This is a genomic window from Streptomyces sp. NPDC051913, assembly GCF_044593635.1.
Classification (GTDB): Bacteria; Actinomycetota; Actinomycetes; order Streptomycetales; family Streptomycetaceae; genus Streptomyces.
In genome coordinates this window covers 26,660-44,246 of the sequence record NZ_JBIUCI010000005.1, presented here as the reverse complement: position 1 = coordinate 44,246, position 17,587 = coordinate 26,660, and the positions used below count along the sequence as shown (strand labels likewise).

Here is a 17,587-nt window from a genome sequence, read left to right as displayed (position 1 = left end):
CGGCGGTGGCCGCCGACTGGAGCTGCCACCGGCCCACCGGCCCACGGTGCCGACCGGCCACGGTGCCGACCGGCCGCCGTATCGACCGGCCACGGTGCCGACCGGGCGCCGTATCGACCAACGGCCGCACACGACCAACCACCGCAGATGACCACCCGCCGCACATGACCACCGGCCGTGAATGAAAGACCGCACCACCCCCAGGGAGCCCCCGGCCCGCCGAGTACCTCTCGGTCGGCCAGGCTCCCCGCGGGGTTGGCCCCTTGGGGGCCTGAACCGAATCGACGATCCACGAGGAGCGCTGCCATGGCAGAGCCGCAGCCCGTCCTGGAGATGACGGGCATAGTCAAAGAGTTTCCGGGGGTAAGGGCTCTGTCGGGCGTCGACTTCCGGCTCTTCCCCGGCGAGATCCACGCCCTGATGGGCGAGAACGGGGCCGGGAAATCCACCCTGATCAAGGTGCTGACCGGGGTGTACACCCTGGACGGCGGCACCGTCACCCTGGACGGCAGGGCCGTGCGGATCGGCAGCCCGCTCCAGGCGCAGCAGGCCGGCATCAGCACCGTCTACCAGGAGGTCAACCTCTGCCCCAACCTCTCGGTGGCGGAGAACATCTTCATCGGCCGTGAGCCCACCCGCGCCGGCCGCATCCAGTGGAAGCGGATGCGCAAGGAGGCGGCGGAGATGGTCGACCGTCTCGGCCTCGACATCGACGTGACCGCGCCGCTGTCCTCGTACCCCCTCGCCGTACAGCAACTCGTCGCGATCGTACGGTCGGTGGGCCACGGCGACAGCGACGGCTCGGGCTCCGGCACCAAGGTCCTCGTCCTCGACGAGCCGACCTCCAGCCTCGACCGCGACGAGGTCCTCGAACTCTTCCGCCTGATGCGGCGGCTGCGCGACGAGGGCGTGGCGATCCTCTTCGTCTCCCACTTCCTCGACCAGATCTACGAGATCTGCGACCGCATGACGGTCCTGCGCAACGGCACCCTCGTCGGCGAACACCTGGTCCGCGACCTCGACCAGGTCGGCCTCATCGAGCTGATGATCGGCAAGGCCCTGGACCAGCTGGAGGAACTGCACGACCACCAACTCCACGCGGACGTCGGTGAGTCGCTGCTCACCGCGGAGGGCCTCGGCCGCACCGGCGGCATCGCGCCCTTCGACCTCGACATCAAGAAGGGTGAAGTCGTCGGTCTCGCGGGCCTGTTGGGGTCGGGGCGGACCGAACTCGCCCGGCTCCTCTTCGGCGCCGACCAGCCCGACGCCGGCAAGGTCACCATCGGCGGCAAGCAGGTCGCGATGAGCGCCCCCAACGACGCCATCGGCGCCGGCGTCGCGTTCTGCTCCGAGAACCGCAAGACCGAGGGCCTGGTCCCCGACCTGACCGTCCGCGAGAACATCATCCTCGCCCTCCAGGCGGCCCGCGGCTGGACCCGCCCCATCCCGACGGCCCAGCGCGACGAACTCGTCGCCAAGTACATCAAGGCCCTCGACATCCGCCCCGCCAACCCCGAAGCCCGCGTAGGCCAGTTGAGCGGCGGCAACCAGCAGAAGGTGCTTCTCGCCCGCTGGCTGATCACCCAGCCCAAGCTGCTGATCCTCGACGAGCCCACCCGCGGTATCGACATCGGCGCCAAGACGGAGATCCAGAAGCTGGTCGTCTCCCTCTCCGAGGACGGCATGTCGGTCCTCTACATCGCGGCCGAGCTGGAGGAGGTCCTCCGCCTCAGCCACACCATCGGCGTGCTGCGCGACCGCAAGCTCGTGGCCCGGCTCACCAACGGGCCCGAGATCACCCCCAGCAAGATCCTAGAGACCATCGCCAGCGGAGAGCAGAGCGGAGAACAGCAGTGACCCCCAACCCCCGCTGGCGAGCACTGACGCGCCACAACCTCTTCTGGCCGGTCGCGGTCCTGGTGGCCCTGCTGCTCGTCAACCTCCCCTTCACGCCCGACTTCTTCGCCATCCACATGACGGACGGCCACCTCTACGGCAGCCTCGTCTCGATCGTCCTGTTCGGCTCGCCCCTGATCCTGGTGGCGGTCGGCATGACCCTGGTCATCGCCACCGGCGGCATCGACCTCTCCGTCGGCGCGGTCGTCGCCATCACCGGCGCACTGACCTGCTCGTACATCAGCGACCAGAAGGACCAGGACGCTCTGGCCGGAGTCCTGCTGGCGATGGGCCTCGGCCTGGTCGCCGCGGTCGTCTGCGGTCTGTGGAACGGCTTCCTCGTCGCCCGCATGGGCATCCAGCCCATCATCGCGACCCTCATCATCATGGTCGCGGGTCGCGGCGTCGCCCAGCTGATCACCGACGGCCAGATCATCACCATCAACAGCGAGCCGTACAAGCTCATCGGCGGCGGCTACTGGCTGACCCTGCCGTTCTCCATCTTCGTGGTCGCCGCGGTCGTCGCCGTCACCGTCGCCCTGACCCGTCGCACCGCCCTCGGCCTGCTCGTCGAGTCGGTCGGCGGCAACGCCGAGGCCAGCCGGCTGGTCGGCATCAGGTCGATGCGCATCAAGATCATGGTGTACGTCTTCTGCGCCCTGTGCGCGGGCATCGCGGGCCTGATGGTCAGCTCCAACACCTCGGCAGCGGACGGCAACAACGCCGGCCTGTGGATCGAGCTCGACGCCATCCTCGCCGTGGTCATCGGCGGCACCTCGCTGCTCGGCGGCCGCTTCTCCATCGGCGGCACGGTGGTCGGCGCCCTGGTCATCCAGACCCTCACCACCACCATCTACACCATCGGCGTACCGACCCAGACGAACCTGGTCTTCAAGGCCGCCGTCGTCATCGTCGTCTGCCTGCTCCAGTCCCCGAAGTTCCGGGCGAAGGTCTTCGGCGCCCGCGCGAAGAAGACGCCCCCGACGGCACCGGCCGCGGTCACCACCGAGCCCGCCGCTCCCAAGATGGAGGTGTCGTGATGAGTACGACGACCAAGACCCCCACGACACCGGACCGGCCCGAAGCCCGTACGCCGTCCAAGGCGGCGCGCGTCCTGGGTGACCGCCGACTCCCCGTCCTGGTCACGGCCGCCCTGTTCCTCGCGATGTACATCGCCGGCCTCAGCCGCTACCAGAACTACGGCTTCGGCGACTCGCAGGTGTTCCTCAACCTGTTCATCGACAACGGCTATCTGCTGGTCGCCGCCGTAGGCGCCACCTTCGTCATCCTGTCCGGCGGCATCGACCTGTCCGTCGGCTCGGTGATCGGCTTCACGACGATGCTCACGGCGTGGCTGGTCCAGGACGTGGGCCTGCCGCTCCTCGTGGTCATCCCCATATCCCTGGGAGTGGGCGCGTTCGGCGGCTTCCTCATGGGCTATGTGATCCACAACTTCGAGATCCAGCCGTTCATCGTGACCCTCGCGGGCCTCTTCCTCTTCCGGGGCTTGTGCCTGGTCATCAGCAAGGAGTCGATCGCGATCAACGACTCCGCGGTGAGCAGCCTCGCCGAGACCCGGGTGTCACTGGGCGTGGGCGACCTGTCGATCGGCGCCGTGGTGGCCCTCGTCGTCCTGGCGGCCGCTTTCTACCTCCTGCACTACACCCGCTTCGGCCGCCGGATCTACGCCATCGGCGGCAACGAGCAGTCGGCCCTCCTCATGGGCCTCCCGCTGGGCGGCACGAAGATCGCGGTCTACACGATGAGCGGCTTCTGCTCCGCGCTCGCCGGTCTGCTCTTCATGCTCTACATCCAGTCCGGCGACCCGCTGCACGCGGTCGGCATGGAACTCGACGCGATCGCCGCGGTGGTCATCGGCGGCACCCTGCTGACGGGCGGCTCCGGCTATGTGCTCGGCACGCTGTTCGGTGTCCTCGTGCTCGGTCTGATCAAGAGCATCATCCAGTTCGAGGGCACGCTCAGCTCCTGGTGGACGAAGATCGCCACCGGTGTGCTGCTCTGCGCCTTCATCCTGATCCAGCGGGTGATGACGACGCGTAAGAAGGCCTGAGCGGAGCGCTGCGGCCGGTTTCGGCGGGTTGAGGGTGGATGGGTGGATCATCCTCAACTCGCCGCACCGGAACGGCCAGTTCCCCACACAACATTCACAGCTGCCTCTAGGAACGCTACGGATCGGGAACTTAATCTTCCCGCGTCATGGACTACTGCCTCCCGTGCCGACGGCACCTCAACGGCGCCCTCGCCTGCCCCGGGTGCGGCACCTCCGTAGAACAGCTCCGCGCCTACGCGACCCAGCCCGCCCAGCAGCACGCACAGCAGTACGCGCAGCAGCCGCAGCAGCCGATGGGTGACGGCGCGTACCAGGCGTACGACGGCGGATACGCGGACACCGCGTACGCAGCCGCCTCCCACACCGTCCCCGAGGCCGCTCCCGAAGCCGTGGAGAGCGACGAAGCGCCCCATGGGGAGTCGTACGCGGAGTCCCCCGAGGAGCCTCGCGAGGAGCCCGAGGTCGTCACCGGGGGCCGGGCGGCCCGCCGCCGCGCGCAGGGCCGCCGCGGCCGGGCCCCCGTCGTGGAACAGCCGGACGAGTACGACGACGAGGGCGACCTCGAGTACGACGACGAGGACGGCGACGAGGACGGCGACGGCTCCGCCGGCGCCGGAAGCCGCCGTGACCGTAAAGCCGCGGCCCATCGCCGCAGACGCCGCCGGGTGCTCCTCGTCGCCGCGGGCTTCGTGCTCGCCGCCGGCGGCCTGAGCCTCGCCGAGCTCGGCATGGACGCGCCCGGTTCCCACTCCACGCCCGCCGCGGCCGGCGACGAGTCCGCCGAGGGAGCCGCCTCGGCGGAGGCGGGCAAGACCGCCGAGCCGCTGGACGACGCGAACGCGCTCCCCTCGGCCTCCGCGTCCGCGAACACCTCGACGTCCCCGTCGGCCTCGGCCTCCGCGTCCGCCTCCGAGAAGGAGAAGGACGACAAGGACAAGGATCCCCAGTCGGCGGGGGCCACGGCCGTTCCGGGTGCCTCCACCCCGACCCCGACGGCCACCGGCCCGGCCGCGTCGGCCACGCCCACGACCGACCCGACCACGGCCGACCCGACGCCGGCTCCGTCGGAGACACCGTGCGAGCGGTTCCTGTGGTGGTGCACCTGAGCCGGTCGCCCGGCTAGGGCCTGTCCGGCGGATCATGCCGCAGACGCGGGGGCTGGCACGCCGGCGTCGATGAGGCGCCGCGGCTTTCCCGCGACCTGATCCGCCGGACAGGCCCTAGGGCGATCGCCCGACCGGGCCAATCACTCGACTGGGTGGGTCGCTTGGCTCGGCCGGTCGCTTGGCTCGGCCGGTCGCCTGGCTCGGCCGGTCGCCTGGCTCGGCCGATCGCCAGGCCGGTCTCAGGAGTTGAGCATCCGCCGCAGCAGGTCCCGCAGTGACTCCCGCTCCTCGTCCGACAGCCCGGCCAGCGGCTCACGGGCGAACCGCAGCCCCTCGCGCAGGCTCCGGGCCACGTCCCGGCCCTCGTCCGTCACCGCCGCCACCTTCACCCGCCGGTCCGCGGGGTCGGGCCGCCGCTCCACCAGGCCGCGGGTCTCCAGGCGGTCCACGATCCCGGTCACGTTCGACGGCTCGCACTTCAGCTTCTGCGCCAGCTTCCGCATGGGCAGCGGCTCCAGCGACAGCAGGCTGAGCAGCCGCGCCTGGGGGCCGGTGAGCGCGTGATCGCCGGCGGCCTCCTCGTAGTCCTCGTAGAAGCGCGCCACGACGTCACCGATCAGCTCGACGACTTCCATGGTCAGCGCGTCGGGGCGGCGGGTCTTGGGAGGAGTGGCCATGGCTCAAGACTACCCCCATTACTTGACAACCTGAAATATTCAGGAGCATGGTTGTTTCAGGTACTGAAGTAAATCGGAAAGGTTCTGTCATGATCAACCGCGAGTGGCACCTGCTCAGCCGTCCCGTCGGCTGGCCGAAGCCCGAGGACTTCGCCCTGGTCGAGGCCGAGGTGAAGCAGCCGGGTGAGGGTCAGGTGCTGGTGCGGAACAAGTACCTGTCGGTGGACCCCTACATGCGGGGCCGCATGTCGGCCGCCAAGTCCTACGTCGCCCCCTTCGAACTCGGCAAGGTCATGCAGGGCGGCGCGGTCGGCGAGGTCATCGCCTCCGGCGCCGAGAACATCGCCGTCGGCGACCACGTCCTGCACTTCGGCGGCTGGCGCGAGTACGCCACGTTCGACGCCGCGCAGGCCGTCAAGGTCGACCCGGACGCCGCGCCCCTGTCCACCTATCTCGGCGTCCTCGGCATGACCGGCCTCACCGCCTACGCCGGTCTGCTGCGCACCGCGTCCTTCAAGGAGGGCGACTCGGTCTTCGTCTCCGGCGCCGCCGGTGCCGTGGGCGGCCAGGTCGGCCAGATCGCCAGGCTCAAGGGTGCCTCGCGGGTCATCGGCTCGGCCGGCTCCGACGAGAAGGTCAAGCTCCTCGTGGAGGAGTACGGCTTCGACGCGGCCTTCAACTACAAGAACGGCCCGGTGAGCCAGCAGCTGCGCGAGGCCGCGCCGGACGGTGTCGACGTCTACTTCGACAACGTCGGCGGCGACCACCTGGAGGCGGCCATCGGCTCGCTGAACCAGGGTGGCCGGATCGCGATCTGCGGCATGATCTCGGTCTACAACAACACCGAGGCCGCTCCCGGTCCGCGCAACCTCGCCCGGCTCATCCAGACCCGCGGCCGTATCGAGGGCCTGCTGGTCGGTGACCACTACGACCTCCAGCCGCAGTTCGTCTCCGAGGTCGGCCCGTGGGTGGCGTCCGGTGCGCTCAAGTACCGCGAGACGGTCGTCGAGGGCATCGAGAACAACCTGGAGGCGTTCCTCGGGGTACTGCGGGGCGACAACACCGGAAAGATGATCGTCAAGCTCTGACGTCTTCTGTCGTTTTCCGGTATGCGGTAACTTCTTTCCGAAACCGTCGTCGATCGTGGGCGCGAGTCGCACGGCGGACCTAGGAGGAAGTACCGCATGTCCATCCAGCAGACCGACGTCCTGTACACCGCCGTCGCCACCGCCGAGAACGGCCGCGACGGCCGTGTCGCCACGGAGGACGGCCGCCTCGACGTCGTCGTGAACCCGCCGAAGGAAATGGGCGGCAGCGGCGAGGGCACCAACCCCGAGCAGCTCTTCGCGGCCGGCTACAGCGCCTGCTTCCAGGGCGCCCTGGGCGTCGTGGCCCGGCAGACCAAGGCCGACATCACCGGCTCGACCGTCACCGCGAAGGTCGGCATCGGCAGGAACGACGACGGCTTCGGGCTGATCGTGGAGATCTCGGCCCACATCCCCCACGTGGACGAGGCCACGGGCCGGGCGCTGTTGGAGCAGGCCCACCAGGTCTGCCCCTACTCGAAGGCGACCCGCGGCAACATCACGGTGACGCTGGTCTGAGGTCGCTCGTTGCGTACCCGAGAGGGCCGTACCCGTGGACGTCGGGTACGGCCCTTTTGTGCGGGGTGGGCCTGTTCCGTGGGGTGTGGTGGTTTCAGTGGGCCAGTGCTGCTGTGTGGGCCGCCCTGGCGAACTGGTTGTTTTCTGGGGCTGCCCCGCCAGGGAAGGCGAGGCGGCGGCGGGTGTAGCCGTAGGCCAGGCCGCTGCGGGGGTCGGCGAAGCCCTGGGAGCCGGCCGCGCCGCTGTGGCCGAAGGCGCCGGCGCCGAGGAATGGGTGCCAGGTGTCCGCCGTGGCCTGGAAACCCAGGCCGTAGGAGCGGTGGGCGCGGGCGATCAGGTCGTAGCCGATCGAGTGGATCTGGCCCACCTCGGCGATCGTGTCCGGCTTGAGGAGGGGCGGGCGGTCGTTCAGCTCGCTGATGGTCGCCGCGTACATGCCGGCGATACCGCGCGCCGCCGCCACTCCGCCGGCCGACGCCGGGCCCTTGGCACGTACGGTGCGGGAGTTGGCGTAGTCCACGAGGTCGCCCGCGTCCGGGACATGTGCGTTGAACGCGATCGAGGTCAGGGAGTGCGGGCCCTGCGGCGAGGCGTCGATCAGGGCCTGCTGCTCGGGGGTGGGGAGCATGGGCTGGATCGGGCGGTAGCGGGGATCGAGGGACTCCGGCAGGCCCAGGTGGAAGTCCAGGGAGTAGGGGGAGCGGATGCGCTCCTCCCACAGGTCCTGGATCGTACGGCCCGTGGCCCGGCGGACCACCTCGCCGGTGAGGGCGCCGATGACCAGCGCGTGGTAGCCGAAGGCCGTGCCGGGACGCCAGAACGGGCGCTGGTCGGCGAGGCGTTCGGCGATCACGCGGTCGTCCGCCATCTCGGCCCGGGTGAAGCCGGCGTCCAGGCCCACCAGTCCGGCCCGGTGCGCGAGCAGCTCACGGAGGGTGAGCCCGCCCTTGCCCTCGGCCGCGAACTCCGGCCAGTAGTAGGTCACCTTGCGGTCGAGTTCGAGGGTGCCGTCCTGGACCAGCAGCGCCACCACCAGATGCGCGGCGCCCTTCGTCGAGGAGAAGACGGCGTGGAGGGAGTCCGCCTCGTTGCCCTCGCCGGTCCACAGGTCGACGACCCTGCGACCGTGCACATAGGCGCACAACTGGCCCTCGTAGTCGGGGCGTTCACCGGCCACGAACGCGGCGAACTCCTCGCGCACCGCCTCGAAGCCGTCGGCGACGGTGCCGTGGATCTCCTGCGTCATCCGCTCTCCTTGACTGCTGACATGCTGAACAATGCCCTTGCCACCTGCGGGAATTCTCCCTTCGGATGGTCCCGGAAGAGAGGCTCGGTGCCGAACAGGACCGCGTGCGGACCGCTGATCACCGAGGGCTGTCCGGCCGCGGCGGAGGGTCCGCCGGTGCCGTCCTCCAGGGCGCGCCAGTGCCCGGAGAGCAAGGGGTTGCCGGTCGCGTACGACTGCTCCACGCGGACCTGCGGTCCGAGGTCGGTGAACCAGACGGGCGCGTACACGAAACCGTAACCCGGGGTGCCGGTGGTGATCGTTCCCGCGTTCACCATGCGGACCACCCCGTTCGCGTCCCCGTTGCCCTCGACGGGCTTCGCGGCCAGCAGGCCGGTGGCGGCGCTAAGTTCGGCTCCGCCGATCCCGCGTCCGACCAGGCCATGACCTCCGGAGAGGAACGTGTCGAGGGCCGTGCGGGCGGGTGTGGTCAGGCCGGCGTACTCCAGCCCCGTCGACACCATCAGCACATCCGTCGCCGACCAGTCGAACCCGGCGTTGAGGATGTCCGTCGAGACCGGCGTGACCTCGAAGTTCATCTCCCGGAGGGCGAACAGCTCACCCGGAGTGACGGCCGCGGCGACGCGCGTGCGGTGGAGCGGGGTGCTGCCCGTCAGGCGCGTGGCGTCGAAGGTGACGTCGTGGGTGCGGGCCAGGGCCGTTGCCTTCGGGCGGGCCGACGCCGGGACGATCGCCGTACTGCCGTCCGCTGTGCGTCGTACCGGAACTCCCTGCTGGAGAAGGGAGTTGAGGGCCGCGATCGCCGCCGGGTCGTCCAGGCGCAGGCTCAGGTCGCCGCGCGGGGCGACCCGGCCGACGGCCGTCGCCTCACGTACGGTGCGCAGCGGGAGGCCCGTGAGCCGCGCCGACGGCACTGCCGTCACCTCGGCGCCCCACAGCCGGCCCAGGCTCCAGCCCGAGATGTCGTACATCACCGTCACCTTGTCGCTGATGTCCCGGCCGTCCGCCAGCAGGACGTTCGCGAGGCCGCGCTTGGGCTGGTGCATGTCGACGACGTACGAGCCCTTCGCGTACGTCCGACCGGTCAGCCGGAAGGCCTTGGTGGCGCGGGTGACCCGGACGTCGTTGGCGAGGAGGTGGTCCACCAGGCGGGCGGCGGCGGTCGTGCCCGCGGGGATGACGTAGGCGCGGGGGAAGGTGGTGGTGTAGACGTCCTCCGGACCGATCCCTGGCACGCCCGGCACCGTCTTCTCGGACACCGGCACCTGCGCGGCGCCGGCCGCCCCGCGCCGGAAGACCTCGATCTGGTCGGCGACGAGTGACGTCCGGTGGGTCTGCACGAAGTCGAGCGTGGCCCGGATCGCGGCGCCCGCGACGGCCGTGTTGATGGCTGAGCGGCGGCGGAGTTCCTCGACCGGGAGGTTGGTGTAGGCCGAGTTGTTCACCTGGAGCGGGATCTCGACCGTGTGCGCGGCGACCGTGCCGTGGAAGGCCGCGTACTGCGGGGTGAAGATCGGCGGCCAGTCGTCCCAGCCCTCCTGCTGGTCCCGGAAGGGGATCTGGGCCGGGTCCACCCCGTCCTTCGCGGGCGTGTAGCCGAGGCCGTTGACGGCGGCCTCCATGCCGAGGGCGTTGGCGTAGGTGTTCTTGAGGAAGAGGTCGTACTCGTAGTTCTCGCCGTGCGGGGGAGTGGTGGGCTCGATGAGGGTGCCGTTGACGTACCCGTGCAGATCGAGCATGACGGCCGGCTGCTTGTCGATCTCGATCCGCCGCATCGCCCGTGTCTCGGGCTGGGAGGCGGTGACGAAGTCCCGGTTCAGGTCGAAGCCGTTGGCGTTCGCGCGGGTCCCGGCGATACGGCCGTCGGGGTTGGCGGTGATGTTGAAGTACAGGCGGGAACGGGTGAGCAGGTCCGCCGTGCGCCTGTCCTTGGCGGTGGCCAGCTGCTCGATGAGTTCGAGGGAGGCGTCGGTGCCCTCCCACTCGTTGCCGTGGATGTTGTTGTTGAAGTAGACGGGGGCTTTGTAACGCGCCTTGATCTCGGCCGATGTGGCGGCTGTCGCCGGGGCGTTCTCGATGAGCTCGCGCATCCGCTCCTGGGCGCGGGCCTCGCGGGCGGTCTCCGGGGCGGTCACGGTGACGAGATAGAGGCGGTGCCCGCCGGCCGACGTCCCGGTCACCTCGACACTCACCCGGTCACCGAGGGCCTGGAGCGCGTTCAGCTTCGGGGCGATGGCGTGGTAGGGGGTGAGGCCGAGCTTGAGGGACTTGTCGGCGGGGTTCTCGGGGTCGGGGGAGAGGACCTGTTCGCGCGGATAGCCGGTGATCGGGGTGCCCGTGGGGGCTTCGGTGCCGAGGGCCCGCCGGGCGGCGCTCGCCGGGGCCTGGGCGGCGCGCGCGTCGAGGGCGGGCTCGTGCCGGGTGGGGGCGGGCTCGGGGTCCGCCCCGGCCGACTGCGGGGTGAGGAGCAGGGACCCCGCCGTGGTCAGGGCGAGGGTGGCGATCAGTACGGGTCTCGCAGGGGCGGGTCTCGTGATGCGCACGGGTCGTACCTCCTCCGGGAGCTTCCTGAGATCGGTACGGCGACATGTACCTGTTCGACTCAACCGGAACAAGAGGGAGTTGGTGTCACGGATGCCCCGGATGGCGCATCCCGCCGCCCCCGGACGGGGCATGCTGAGGGCGAACGAGCCGAGGACGAGGAGAGCCACCCATGGCAACCATCCCTTCGCTCCCCAGCAGGGACGACGTGCTGCGCATGGCCCGCAGCACGACGGACATCACCGGCCAACTCCTGGACACCGCAGGCAACATCACCCGGATCGCGATCAACACCTTCGACCCGAGGGACGGTTCGGGCCAGGAGGTGCTCCGGGTCCTGCGGCGGACCACGGCCGAACTGGCGGAGGCGAGCGCGTCGCCCCAGGCGCAGGAGGCGTTCTACCGCATCGTCGACACCCTGACCCGCCTCGGCACCAGCGGCGCCCCGCTGGCCGCCCACCCCGTCAGCGCACCGGCCCAGGCCCTGCTCACCGCGCTGGGCGACAGCCTGCTGCCGGTGCTGGACGCGGTGGAACCGGCGGTGGAGGAGTTCGCGACGGCGCTCGGAGAGCTGGTGGAGGCCATGTCCCCGCTGCTGCCCGCGACGGCGGGCCTCACCGCCGGCGCCCTGCTCGCCCTCACCCCGCTGATCCGCGCGGCGGCGGACGTCCTGCGCGACTCGTCCCCCGAGCTCCGTCGTATCGCCGACGCGTCGACCGCCGCCCTGGCCCCGCTGATGCCGCTCCAGGTGGCCCTCGCCGAACGCGCGGCAGCGGCGGGAGCGGGCGTGGTCCGAGCCTCCCTCCTGCCCCTCGCCGACCTCACGGAGGCGGCCGCGGCGACGGCCAAGGCGGCCGGACCGGTGCTGGTCGCGGGCGAGGAGCTGCTGGTGGCCGGCCTGGAACACCTCCAGCCTGCCCTGCTGGCCGGTGCCTCCCGGGCGGGGCGGGTGGCGCGGGCGGCTGCGGTACGGGTGTCGGCGGCGGTGAGTCCCGCGGCGGAGCCGGGGGTGGTGGTGTCGGTGGCGGCCGTGTGAGCTCAAGGGCGGCGCACGCGACCGCGGACCTCAAGCGGGTCGCCCGATAGAGTGCGGACCATGCGCGATCTTGGGGTGGGGTTCACATATCTCCTGAAGGGCCAGCGGTGGGTGGCCCGGCACGGCAAGCAGTACGAGTTCGGGCTGATTCCGGGACTCATCACCCTCGTTCTCTACGGGGCGGCCCTGGTGTCGCTCGCGATCTGGGGCGATGACTTCGTCGGGTGGGCGACGCCGTTCGCCGACGACTGGTCGAGTCCCTGGCCGGGGCTCTTCCGCGGTCTCCTCACGGTCGTGCTGTGGGCGCTCGCCCTGCTCCTCGCGGTCCTCACCTTCACCGCGGTCACGCTCCTGATCGGCCAGCCCTTCTACGAGAGCCTGTCGGAGAAGGTCGACCGTGACGTCTCCCCGGACGGCACCGCCCCCGAGTCGAACCTCCCCCTCTGGCAGGAGCTGTGGATCTCGGCGCGCGACAGCCTCCGCATCCTCGCCCGCGCCCTGCTGTGGGGCGTCCTGCTCTTCGCCCTCGGCTTCATCCCGTTCGTCGGGCAGACGGTCGTCCCCGTCCTCGGCTTCTTCGTCACCGGCTTCTTCCTCACCGAGGAACTCGTCGCCGTCGCGATGCAGCGCCGAGGCGTCGAACTCCGTGACCGGCTCGCCCTGTTGCGCTCCCGCAGGACCCTGGTCTGGGGCTTCGGCACACCCCTGGGCCTGGCCTTCCTGGTCCCGTTCGTCGCGGTGTTCCTGATGCCGGGCGCGGTCGCGGGCGCCACCCTCATGGCCCGCGAGCTCCTGGGCGAGGAGACGCTGGACGACTCCAACGACGCAGAGGAAGTCACCTCTTGACCGAGATACTCGCCGTCGCCGTCATCACCGTCCTGGCCGTCATCGCCCCCGGCGCCGACTTCGCCATGGTCGTCCGCAACAGCTACCTCCACGGCCGCCGCACCGGTGTGCTCGCCGCGACCGGCGTCGCCGCCGGCGTCCTGGTCCACGTCACCTACACGATGCTCGGCGTGGGCCTGCTGATCGCCTCCTCCACCTTCCTGTTCACGATCATCAAGCTGGTCGGCGCGGCCTACCTGGTCTACATCGGCGTCCGCACCTTCCGCGCCCGCGGCGAGGTGGAGGTGGACCTGGAGACCCAGTCGGACCTCACCCCGCTCCAGGCCCTGCGCTCCGGCTTCCTCACCAATGTCCTCAACCCCAAGACGACCCTCTTCGTCGTCTCGACCTTCGCCCAGGTCGTCAGCCCCGGCACCCCGGTCTACCAGCAGGTGGGCTACGGGCTGTTCATGTCGCTGGCCCACCTGCTGTGGTTCGGTGTCGTCGCGGTCTTCTTCTCGCACGACCGGATGCGGACCCTGATGCTGCGCGGCCAGAAGATCCTCAACAAGGTGATCGGTTCGGTCCTGGCCGGCCTCGGCATCAGCCTCGCGTTCGCTCCGTCGCACTGACGGCGACCGTCAGGATCGCCCTCACCTGCGCGATGATGTCGAGCCGGTTCGCCACGAACTCCGGGTCGGTCACCTCGGTGGTGTTCCCCGCCCCGAACTGAAGCACGGGCGTGTGCACATGCCCGCCCGGCAGGGTGTCGTGCAGCCCGAGCCGGTCCCGCAACAGCGTGGCGCGATAGGCGATCTCGTTGGAGAGGTAGTTCCCGCCGCCCCCGGCCCGGGCCGTCGACCCCTCCGTCGGCCCGTCCGGACGGACGACAGGATCGGTCGCTCCGGCCGGTATCTCGGTCACGCTCGTGTTGTCGTAGACGGGGAACCGGCCGGTGGTCGCGGACACGATGTCCTCGTACGGCAGGGTCGTCGTCGTCCACTGCGGCTGCGAGGCCGGATCGGCCACCGGCACGGTCTCCGTCCGGCTCACGTTCTCGTTGTCCGGGAACCCGCCCCGCCAGGCGCCGTTGGTCCGCTCCACGTCGAACCGCCCGACCCGCCCCTGACTGACGGTCGTGAAGAGATCGACCTTCTTCAGACAGGGCCGCAGTGTCCGCTCGACGGTCCCGTCCGCGAAGTCCTGCCACCGCACGGGGAACATGGCGGTCTCCACCCGCGCGGGCCCGTCAGCCGTCTGGATCACCGTCCCGTCGAGCGCGAGCGCCGTCGCCCCGGACGGGTTGGAGATCCGGATGTCCCGGTCGAGGGTGAACGGATCGAACCCGGTGACGAGGACCCGCTTGTGGGGGCCCTTGGGGTAGTGGATATCGGTCTGCCCACGCGAGGTCCGCTCCAACTGGTCGAGCAGAGATACCCGTTGGGCCTCATCGAGCCCGAACTCCGGCTCCCAGCCCCGCACCTCCCTGGTCATCCCCAACCGCGCCCAGTACAGCGGCCGATCATCGTCCCGGCTCAGATCCCCACCCGCGGGCCCCCGCCCCTGCGCCCGGTCGACGGCCCGCTCCCACAGAGCCGATCCTTCGCGTACGACGATCCGGCGGGCCTGCGCATAGCTGTGCGCCGAGCCGAGCGCCCGCGCGAACTCCGGTGCCACGGAGTCGAATCCGGACCGCCGGAGAATCTCCTGCGGCACCGCGCTGCCGAGCCGCTGCTCCTCGACGGTGGCGGTGGCTGCCTGTGCCGAGTGCGGGGCGACGGTAAGCCCGGCCACCAGGGCGAATCCGAGAACGCCGATCCGAACACGTAAAGAAGTCACGGGAGTTCAGCCTCCGTATGGTGTGGGGGAGTGACCTGAGTATCCCGTGACGGAAGTGGTCTACGCCATGGGGCGCGACTTGCAAGGGCCGGCGTGCGCCAACGCCTCAAGGGGCGCGGGGCTGTATCGATTTGCGGCTCCGCCGCGTGGGCGCGACCAGCCCCCACCGACCCGCAGGTCATTCACCACGCCCACCCCCCACGATCCGCCCCACCCCTTCCCGCAACGCCCCCACGAACGCCTCCACCACCGGCGAAGGGGACCGCCCCCGCACCGTCGCCGCATACACCGCCCGCGCGAGCCCCCCGTCGTCCAACACCGGCACCAGCGCGACATCCGCCCGCACCGACCCCGCCGCCAGCGCCGGCACCAACGTCACCCCCAGCCCCGCCGCCACATACCCCTGCTTGGCCGTCCACTCGGCGACCACATGCGCGACCCGAGGCCGGAACCCCTCACGCAGGGCCGCGTCCAACAATGTCCCCTCCGGGCGCGCGCTCCCCGAGATCCACTCCGCGTCGACGAACCGCCCGAGCCGCACCGGCCCACCGCCCGCCAGCGGATGGTCGGCGGGGACGGCGACGTACAGGGACTCGTCGAGGAGATGACGAAGGTCGTACGACTCCAGCGGCGGACGGCCCGTCGTCGAGACGACCGCCAGGTCCAGATGCCCGGCACTGAGCCGCTCCAGGAGCCCGGGCGTGAGGCCCTCCTCCCGAGAGACCCGCACCTTCGGATGCCGGCCCCGGAACGCGGCCAGCGCCTGCGGCACCAGCGCCGCGTCGGCCGTCGCGAACGCCCCGAACCGCAGCCGCCCGCCCGCGAGTTCACGCAGGGACGCCAACTCGCGCCCGGCCCCGCGAAGCGCCTCGGTGACAGCCTCCGCGTACGGCACGAGGACGCGGCCGGCCTCGGTGAGCCGGACACCCCGCGGGAGCCGGTCGAAGAGCGGGGCGCCACCCAGCGCCGTCTCCAGCGAGGCGATCTGCCGGGACACCGCGGACTGGGTCCAGCCGAGGCTCCGGGCGGCGACCGTGAACGAGCCCTGCCGGGCGACCTCCAGGAACGCCCGCAGCCAGACGGTCGAGAGATCGAGCGTCTCCAATTCATGCGACTTCGGCATGACGGCCATGCTAGACATTCGCTTGTCGCATCCATCGGCCGCCGCATAGCGTCGTCGCCATGGAGCACATCGCATTCCTGGGCCTCGGACACATGGGCGCCCCCATGGCCCGCCGACTCCTCGCCGCGGGCCACCCGTTGACCGTCTGGAACCGCACCGCGGAGAAGACCGCGCCCCTCGTCGCCGACGGTGCCGTCGCGGCCACGTCGCCCGCCGACGCCGTACGGGACGCCGACGTCGTGATCACGATGCTGGCCGGGCCGCAGGCGCTCGACGCGGTCGCCGAGGCCGTGACCGGCGCCCTGCGTCCCGGCACCTGCTGGATCGACATGTCCACCGTCGGGCCCGACGCCGTACGCCGCCTCGACCGGTTCACCGGGGTCTCCGTCGTCGACGCCCCGGTCATGGGCAGCACCGACAAGGCCGGCGCGGGTACGCTCGGCATCCTCGCGGGCGGCGACACAGCCCGCGTCGAGCATGTCCTCGCCCCTCTTGGTACCGTCACCCGTACCGGCCCCCTCGGCTCCGGCGCCGCCCTCAAGCTGGTCCTCAACGCGTCCGTCATCAGTGGTATCGCCGTCGTCGCCGAGGCGCTGCGGCTCGCCGACGCGCTCGGTCTGGACGGGGAGACCACCCGGACCGCCCTCGCGAACGGCCCGCTCGCCGGAGTCGTCGCCCGCGCCTTCGCCGAGGACGTCCACTTCGACACGGCGCTCGCGGTCAAGGACCTGTCCCTGGCCGTGGACACGGTCGAACTCCCCACCACCGAGGCCGCGTTGCGGCTCTACCGGAAGATCGCCGAGCCCGGCGAGGACATCTCCCGAGCAGCCGCCCGCATCCGCACCACCCTCAGCTGAAGGAACCCCGTGAAGATCACCCTCGGCAACCCGGCCTGCGCACCCCAGCCGCTGAGCCCCTACTACTCCCAGGTCGCCCGCGTCGAACAGGCCGACGGCGGCGTCCTGTTGTTCCTCTCCGGCCAGATCGCCGACGGCGACACCCTCGCCGAGCAGAGCCGGGGTGTCTTCGAGACCATCGAGGCGCTGCTGAAGGCGCACGGCGCCACGCTCGCCGACGTCATCAACATCCGGACCTATCTGACGGACATCGGCCGCCTCGACGAATACGGCGCCGTACGACGGGAGTTCCTCACCGGCACCCCGCCCACCAGCATGACCTTCGAGGTGCCGCGCCTTTTTCGGGAGGAGGCCCAGGTCGAGGTGGAGGTCGTCGCCGCGGTGCCCGCCGTGGTGCCCGCCCCGGAGTGATCCTTCCGGGTGATACTGCCGCCCATGAAGACGACGAACCTGGGCGTGCTCTTCCTCATCGAGCTGGGCGCCCTGGCGGCCGTCGGCTACTGGGGCTTCACCCGCGCCGTGGCGACCCCGCTCACCTGGCTGTTCGGCCTCGGCGCCCCGGCCGTACTCATCGTGCTGTGGTCGCGGTTCGGTTCCCGGAAGGCCCCGTACAAGACCCGGGGTGCGGTCCGAGTCGGTTTCGAACTGCTCTGGTTCGGGGCGGGCGTGGCCGCGCTGGCCGCCGCCGGGGCCGTCGGCTGGGCCGTCGCCTTCGCTGCCGTGTGCGCGGTGAGCAAGGCCCTCGCCGTCATCTGGCGCCAGTAGC

The 17,587-nt window shown here is 70.8% G+C and carries 17 protein-coding genes; 12 read left to right on the top strand and 5 right to left on the bottom strand.

Going from position 1 to position 17,587, the window contains the following annotated elements; all coding sequences use genetic code 11:
• The first annotated feature begins 306 nt into the window (after window positions 1–306).
• The 4 genes from ACIHIX_RS16250 (at window position 307) to ACIHIX_RS16235 (ending at window position 5,073) form a co-directional block, all read left to right on the top strand.
• Window positions 307–1,857 carry a sugar ABC transporter ATP-binding protein gene (locus ACIHIX_RS16250; RefSeq protein WP_399955734.1) on the top strand — a complete coding sequence of 517 codons (1,551 nt, stop codon included), beginning with the start codon at window positions 307–309 and terminating at the stop codon, window positions 1,855–1,857.
• Window positions 1,854–2,936: an ABC transporter permease gene (locus ACIHIX_RS16245; RefSeq protein ID WP_399955733.1), complete on the top strand. Its 1,083-nt coding sequence runs from the start codon at window positions 1,854–1,856 to the stop codon at window positions 2,934–2,936. The genes ACIHIX_RS16250 and ACIHIX_RS16245 overlap by 4 nt, the downstream gene beginning before the upstream one ends.
• Window positions 2,936–3,967 (top strand): galactofuranose ABC transporter, permease protein YjfF, encoded by a 1,032-nt coding sequence (gene yjfF / locus ACIHIX_RS16240; protein ID WP_399955731.1) that lies wholly within the window; start codon window positions 2,936–2,938, stop codon window positions 3,965–3,967. The genes ACIHIX_RS16245 and yjfF overlap by 1 nt, the downstream gene beginning before the upstream one ends.
• 146 nt (window positions 3,968–4,113) lie before the next feature.
• On the top strand, window positions 4,114–5,073 hold the full coding sequence (locus ACIHIX_RS16235) for a hypothetical protein (protein WP_399955729.1): 960 nt from the start codon (window positions 4,114–4,116) through the stop codon (window positions 5,071–5,073).
• Between the two features lie 239 nt (window positions 5,074–5,312).
• Here the strand turns inward: ACIHIX_RS16235 and ACIHIX_RS16230 are convergent, their stop codons facing one another.
• Window positions 5,313–5,750 (bottom strand): MarR family winged helix-turn-helix transcriptional regulator, encoded by a 438-nt coding sequence (locus ACIHIX_RS16230; protein ID WP_399955727.1) that lies wholly within the window; start codon window positions 5,748–5,750, stop codon window positions 5,313–5,315.
• An 89-nt stretch (window positions 5,751–5,839) separates the two neighbouring features.
• Here ACIHIX_RS16230 and ACIHIX_RS16225 point away from each other — a divergent pair, with 89 nt between their 5' ends.
• Complete coding sequence (locus tag ACIHIX_RS16225; protein WP_399955725.1) at window positions 5,840–6,838, top strand: NADP-dependent oxidoreductase; 999 nt, start codon at window positions 5,840–5,842, stop codon at window positions 6,836–6,838.
• A gap of 96 nt (window positions 6,839–6,934) precedes the next feature.
• Complete coding sequence (locus tag ACIHIX_RS16220) at window positions 6,935–7,354, top strand: organic hydroperoxide resistance protein (protein WP_399955723.1); 420 nt, start codon at window positions 6,935–6,937, stop codon at window positions 7,352–7,354.
• Window positions 7,355–7,448: 94 nt separating this feature from the next.
• Here the strand turns inward: ACIHIX_RS16220 and ACIHIX_RS16215 are convergent, their stop codons facing one another.
• Together ACIHIX_RS16215 and ACIHIX_RS16210 are read right to left on the bottom strand one after the other, a co-directional pair.
• A complete protein-coding gene (locus ACIHIX_RS16215) occupies window positions 7,449–8,600 on the bottom strand; it encodes a serine hydrolase domain-containing protein (protein WP_399955721.1) in 1,152 nt (383 codons plus the stop codon).
• Entirely contained in the window at window positions 8,597–11,143 is a 2,547-nt protein-coding gene (locus ACIHIX_RS16210; RefSeq protein WP_399955719.1) for a M14 family zinc carboxypeptidase, read from the bottom strand. Before ACIHIX_RS16210 ends, ACIHIX_RS16215 begins: the two co-directional genes overlap by 4 nt.
• Before the next feature lie 170 nt (window positions 11,144–11,313).
• On the opposite strand from ACIHIX_RS16210, the gene ACIHIX_RS16205 reads away from it, so the two are divergent.
• Genes ACIHIX_RS16205 through ACIHIX_RS16195 form a run of 3 tightly spaced genes read left to right on the top strand, consistent with a single transcriptional unit; the run spans window position 11,314 to window position 13,634 of the window.
• Window positions 11,314–12,177, top strand: a complete 864-nt coding sequence (locus ACIHIX_RS16205) for a hypothetical protein (RefSeq protein ID WP_399955716.1) — start codon at window positions 11,314–11,316, stop codon at window positions 12,175–12,177.
• A 60-nt stretch (window positions 12,178–12,237) separates the two neighbouring features.
• Complete coding sequence (locus tag ACIHIX_RS16200; protein WP_399955713.1) at window positions 12,238–13,023, top strand: EI24 domain-containing protein; 786 nt, start codon at window positions 12,238–12,240, stop codon at window positions 13,021–13,023.
• A complete protein-coding gene (locus tag ACIHIX_RS16195; protein WP_399955710.1) occupies window positions 13,020–13,634 on the top strand; it encodes a LysE family translocator in 615 nt (204 codons plus the stop codon). Before ACIHIX_RS16200 ends, ACIHIX_RS16195 begins: the two co-directional genes overlap by 4 nt.
• Here the strand turns inward: ACIHIX_RS16195 and ACIHIX_RS16190 are convergent.
• Together ACIHIX_RS16190 and ACIHIX_RS16185 are read right to left on the bottom strand one after the other, a co-directional pair.
• Window positions 13,606–14,841, bottom strand: coding sequence for a pyroglutamyl peptidase (locus tag ACIHIX_RS16190; RefSeq protein ID WP_399955707.1), 1,236 nt, complete (start codon window positions 14,839–14,841; stop codon window positions 13,606–13,608). The genes ACIHIX_RS16195 and ACIHIX_RS16190 overlap by 29 nt on opposite strands.
• 178 nt (window positions 14,842–15,019) lie before the next feature.
• Window positions 15,020–15,973: a LysR family transcriptional regulator gene (locus tag ACIHIX_RS16185; protein ID WP_399957264.1), complete on the bottom strand. Its 954-nt coding sequence runs from the start codon at window positions 15,971–15,973 to the stop codon at window positions 15,020–15,022.
• Between the two features lie 50 nt (window positions 15,974–16,023).
• On the opposite strand from ACIHIX_RS16185, the gene ACIHIX_RS16180 reads away from it, so the two are divergent.
• The 3 genes from ACIHIX_RS16180 to ACIHIX_RS16170 are packed head-to-tail and all read left to right on the top strand — an operon-like array spanning window position 16,024 to window position 17,586.
• Complete coding sequence (locus ACIHIX_RS16180) at window positions 16,024–16,821, top strand: NAD(P)-dependent oxidoreductase (protein ID WP_399955704.1); 798 nt, start codon at window positions 16,024–16,026, stop codon at window positions 16,819–16,821.
• A gap of 9 nt (window positions 16,822–16,830) precedes the next feature.
• The gene (locus ACIHIX_RS16175) at window positions 16,831–17,232 is read left to right on the top strand and encodes a RidA family protein (RefSeq protein WP_399955701.1); all 402 of its coding nucleotides are present in this window, start codon (window positions 16,831–16,833) and stop codon (window positions 17,230–17,232) included.
• Between the two features lie 24 nt (window positions 17,233–17,256).
• Window positions 17,257–17,586: a YrdB family protein gene (locus ACIHIX_RS16170; protein WP_399955698.1), complete on the top strand. Its 330-nt coding sequence runs from the start codon at window positions 17,257–17,259 to the stop codon at window positions 17,584–17,586.
• Window position 17,587 lies beyond the last annotated feature (1 nt).

Bases quoted from the DNA above. Each gene is read 5' to 3' on its own strand.
- ACIHIX_RS16250 (WP_399955734.1), top strand. From the start codon at position 307: ATGGCAGAGCCGCAGCCCGTCCTGGAGATGACGGGCATAGTCAAAGAG.
- yjfF (WP_399955731.1), top strand. From the start codon at position 2,936: ATGAGTACGACGACCAAGACCCCCACGACACCGGACCGGCCCGAAGCC.
- ACIHIX_RS16235 (WP_399955729.1), top strand. From the start codon at position 4,114: ATGGACTACTGCCTCCCGTGCCGACGGCACCTCAACGGCGCCCTCGCC.
- ACIHIX_RS16230 (WP_399955727.1), bottom strand. From the start codon at position 5,750: ATGGCCACTCCTCCCAAGACCCGCCGCCCCGACGCGCTGACCATGGAA.
- ACIHIX_RS16225 (WP_399955725.1), top strand. From the start codon at position 5,840: ATGATCAACCGCGAGTGGCACCTGCTCAGCCGTCCCGTCGGCTGGCCG.
- ACIHIX_RS16220 (WP_399955723.1), top strand. From the start codon at position 6,935: ATGTCCATCCAGCAGACCGACGTCCTGTACACCGCCGTCGCCACCGCC.
- ACIHIX_RS16215 (WP_399955721.1), bottom strand. From the start codon at position 8,600: ATGACGCAGGAGATCCACGGCACCGTCGCCGACGGCTTCGAGGCGGTG.
- ACIHIX_RS16205 (WP_399955716.1), top strand. From the start codon at position 11,314: ATGGCAACCATCCCTTCGCTCCCCAGCAGGGACGACGTGCTGCGCATG.
- ACIHIX_RS16200 (WP_399955713.1), top strand. From the start codon at position 12,238: ATGCGCGATCTTGGGGTGGGGTTCACATATCTCCTGAAGGGCCAGCGG.
- ACIHIX_RS16185 (WP_399957264.1), bottom strand. From the start codon at position 15,973: ATGGCCGTCATGCCGAAGTCGCATGAATTGGAGACGCTCGATCTCTCG.
- ACIHIX_RS16180 (WP_399955704.1), top strand. From the start codon at position 16,024: ATGGAGCACATCGCATTCCTGGGCCTCGGACACATGGGCGCCCCCATG.
- ACIHIX_RS16170 (WP_399955698.1), top strand. From the start codon at position 17,257: ATGAAGACGACGAACCTGGGCGTGCTCTTCCTCATCGAGCTGGGCGCC.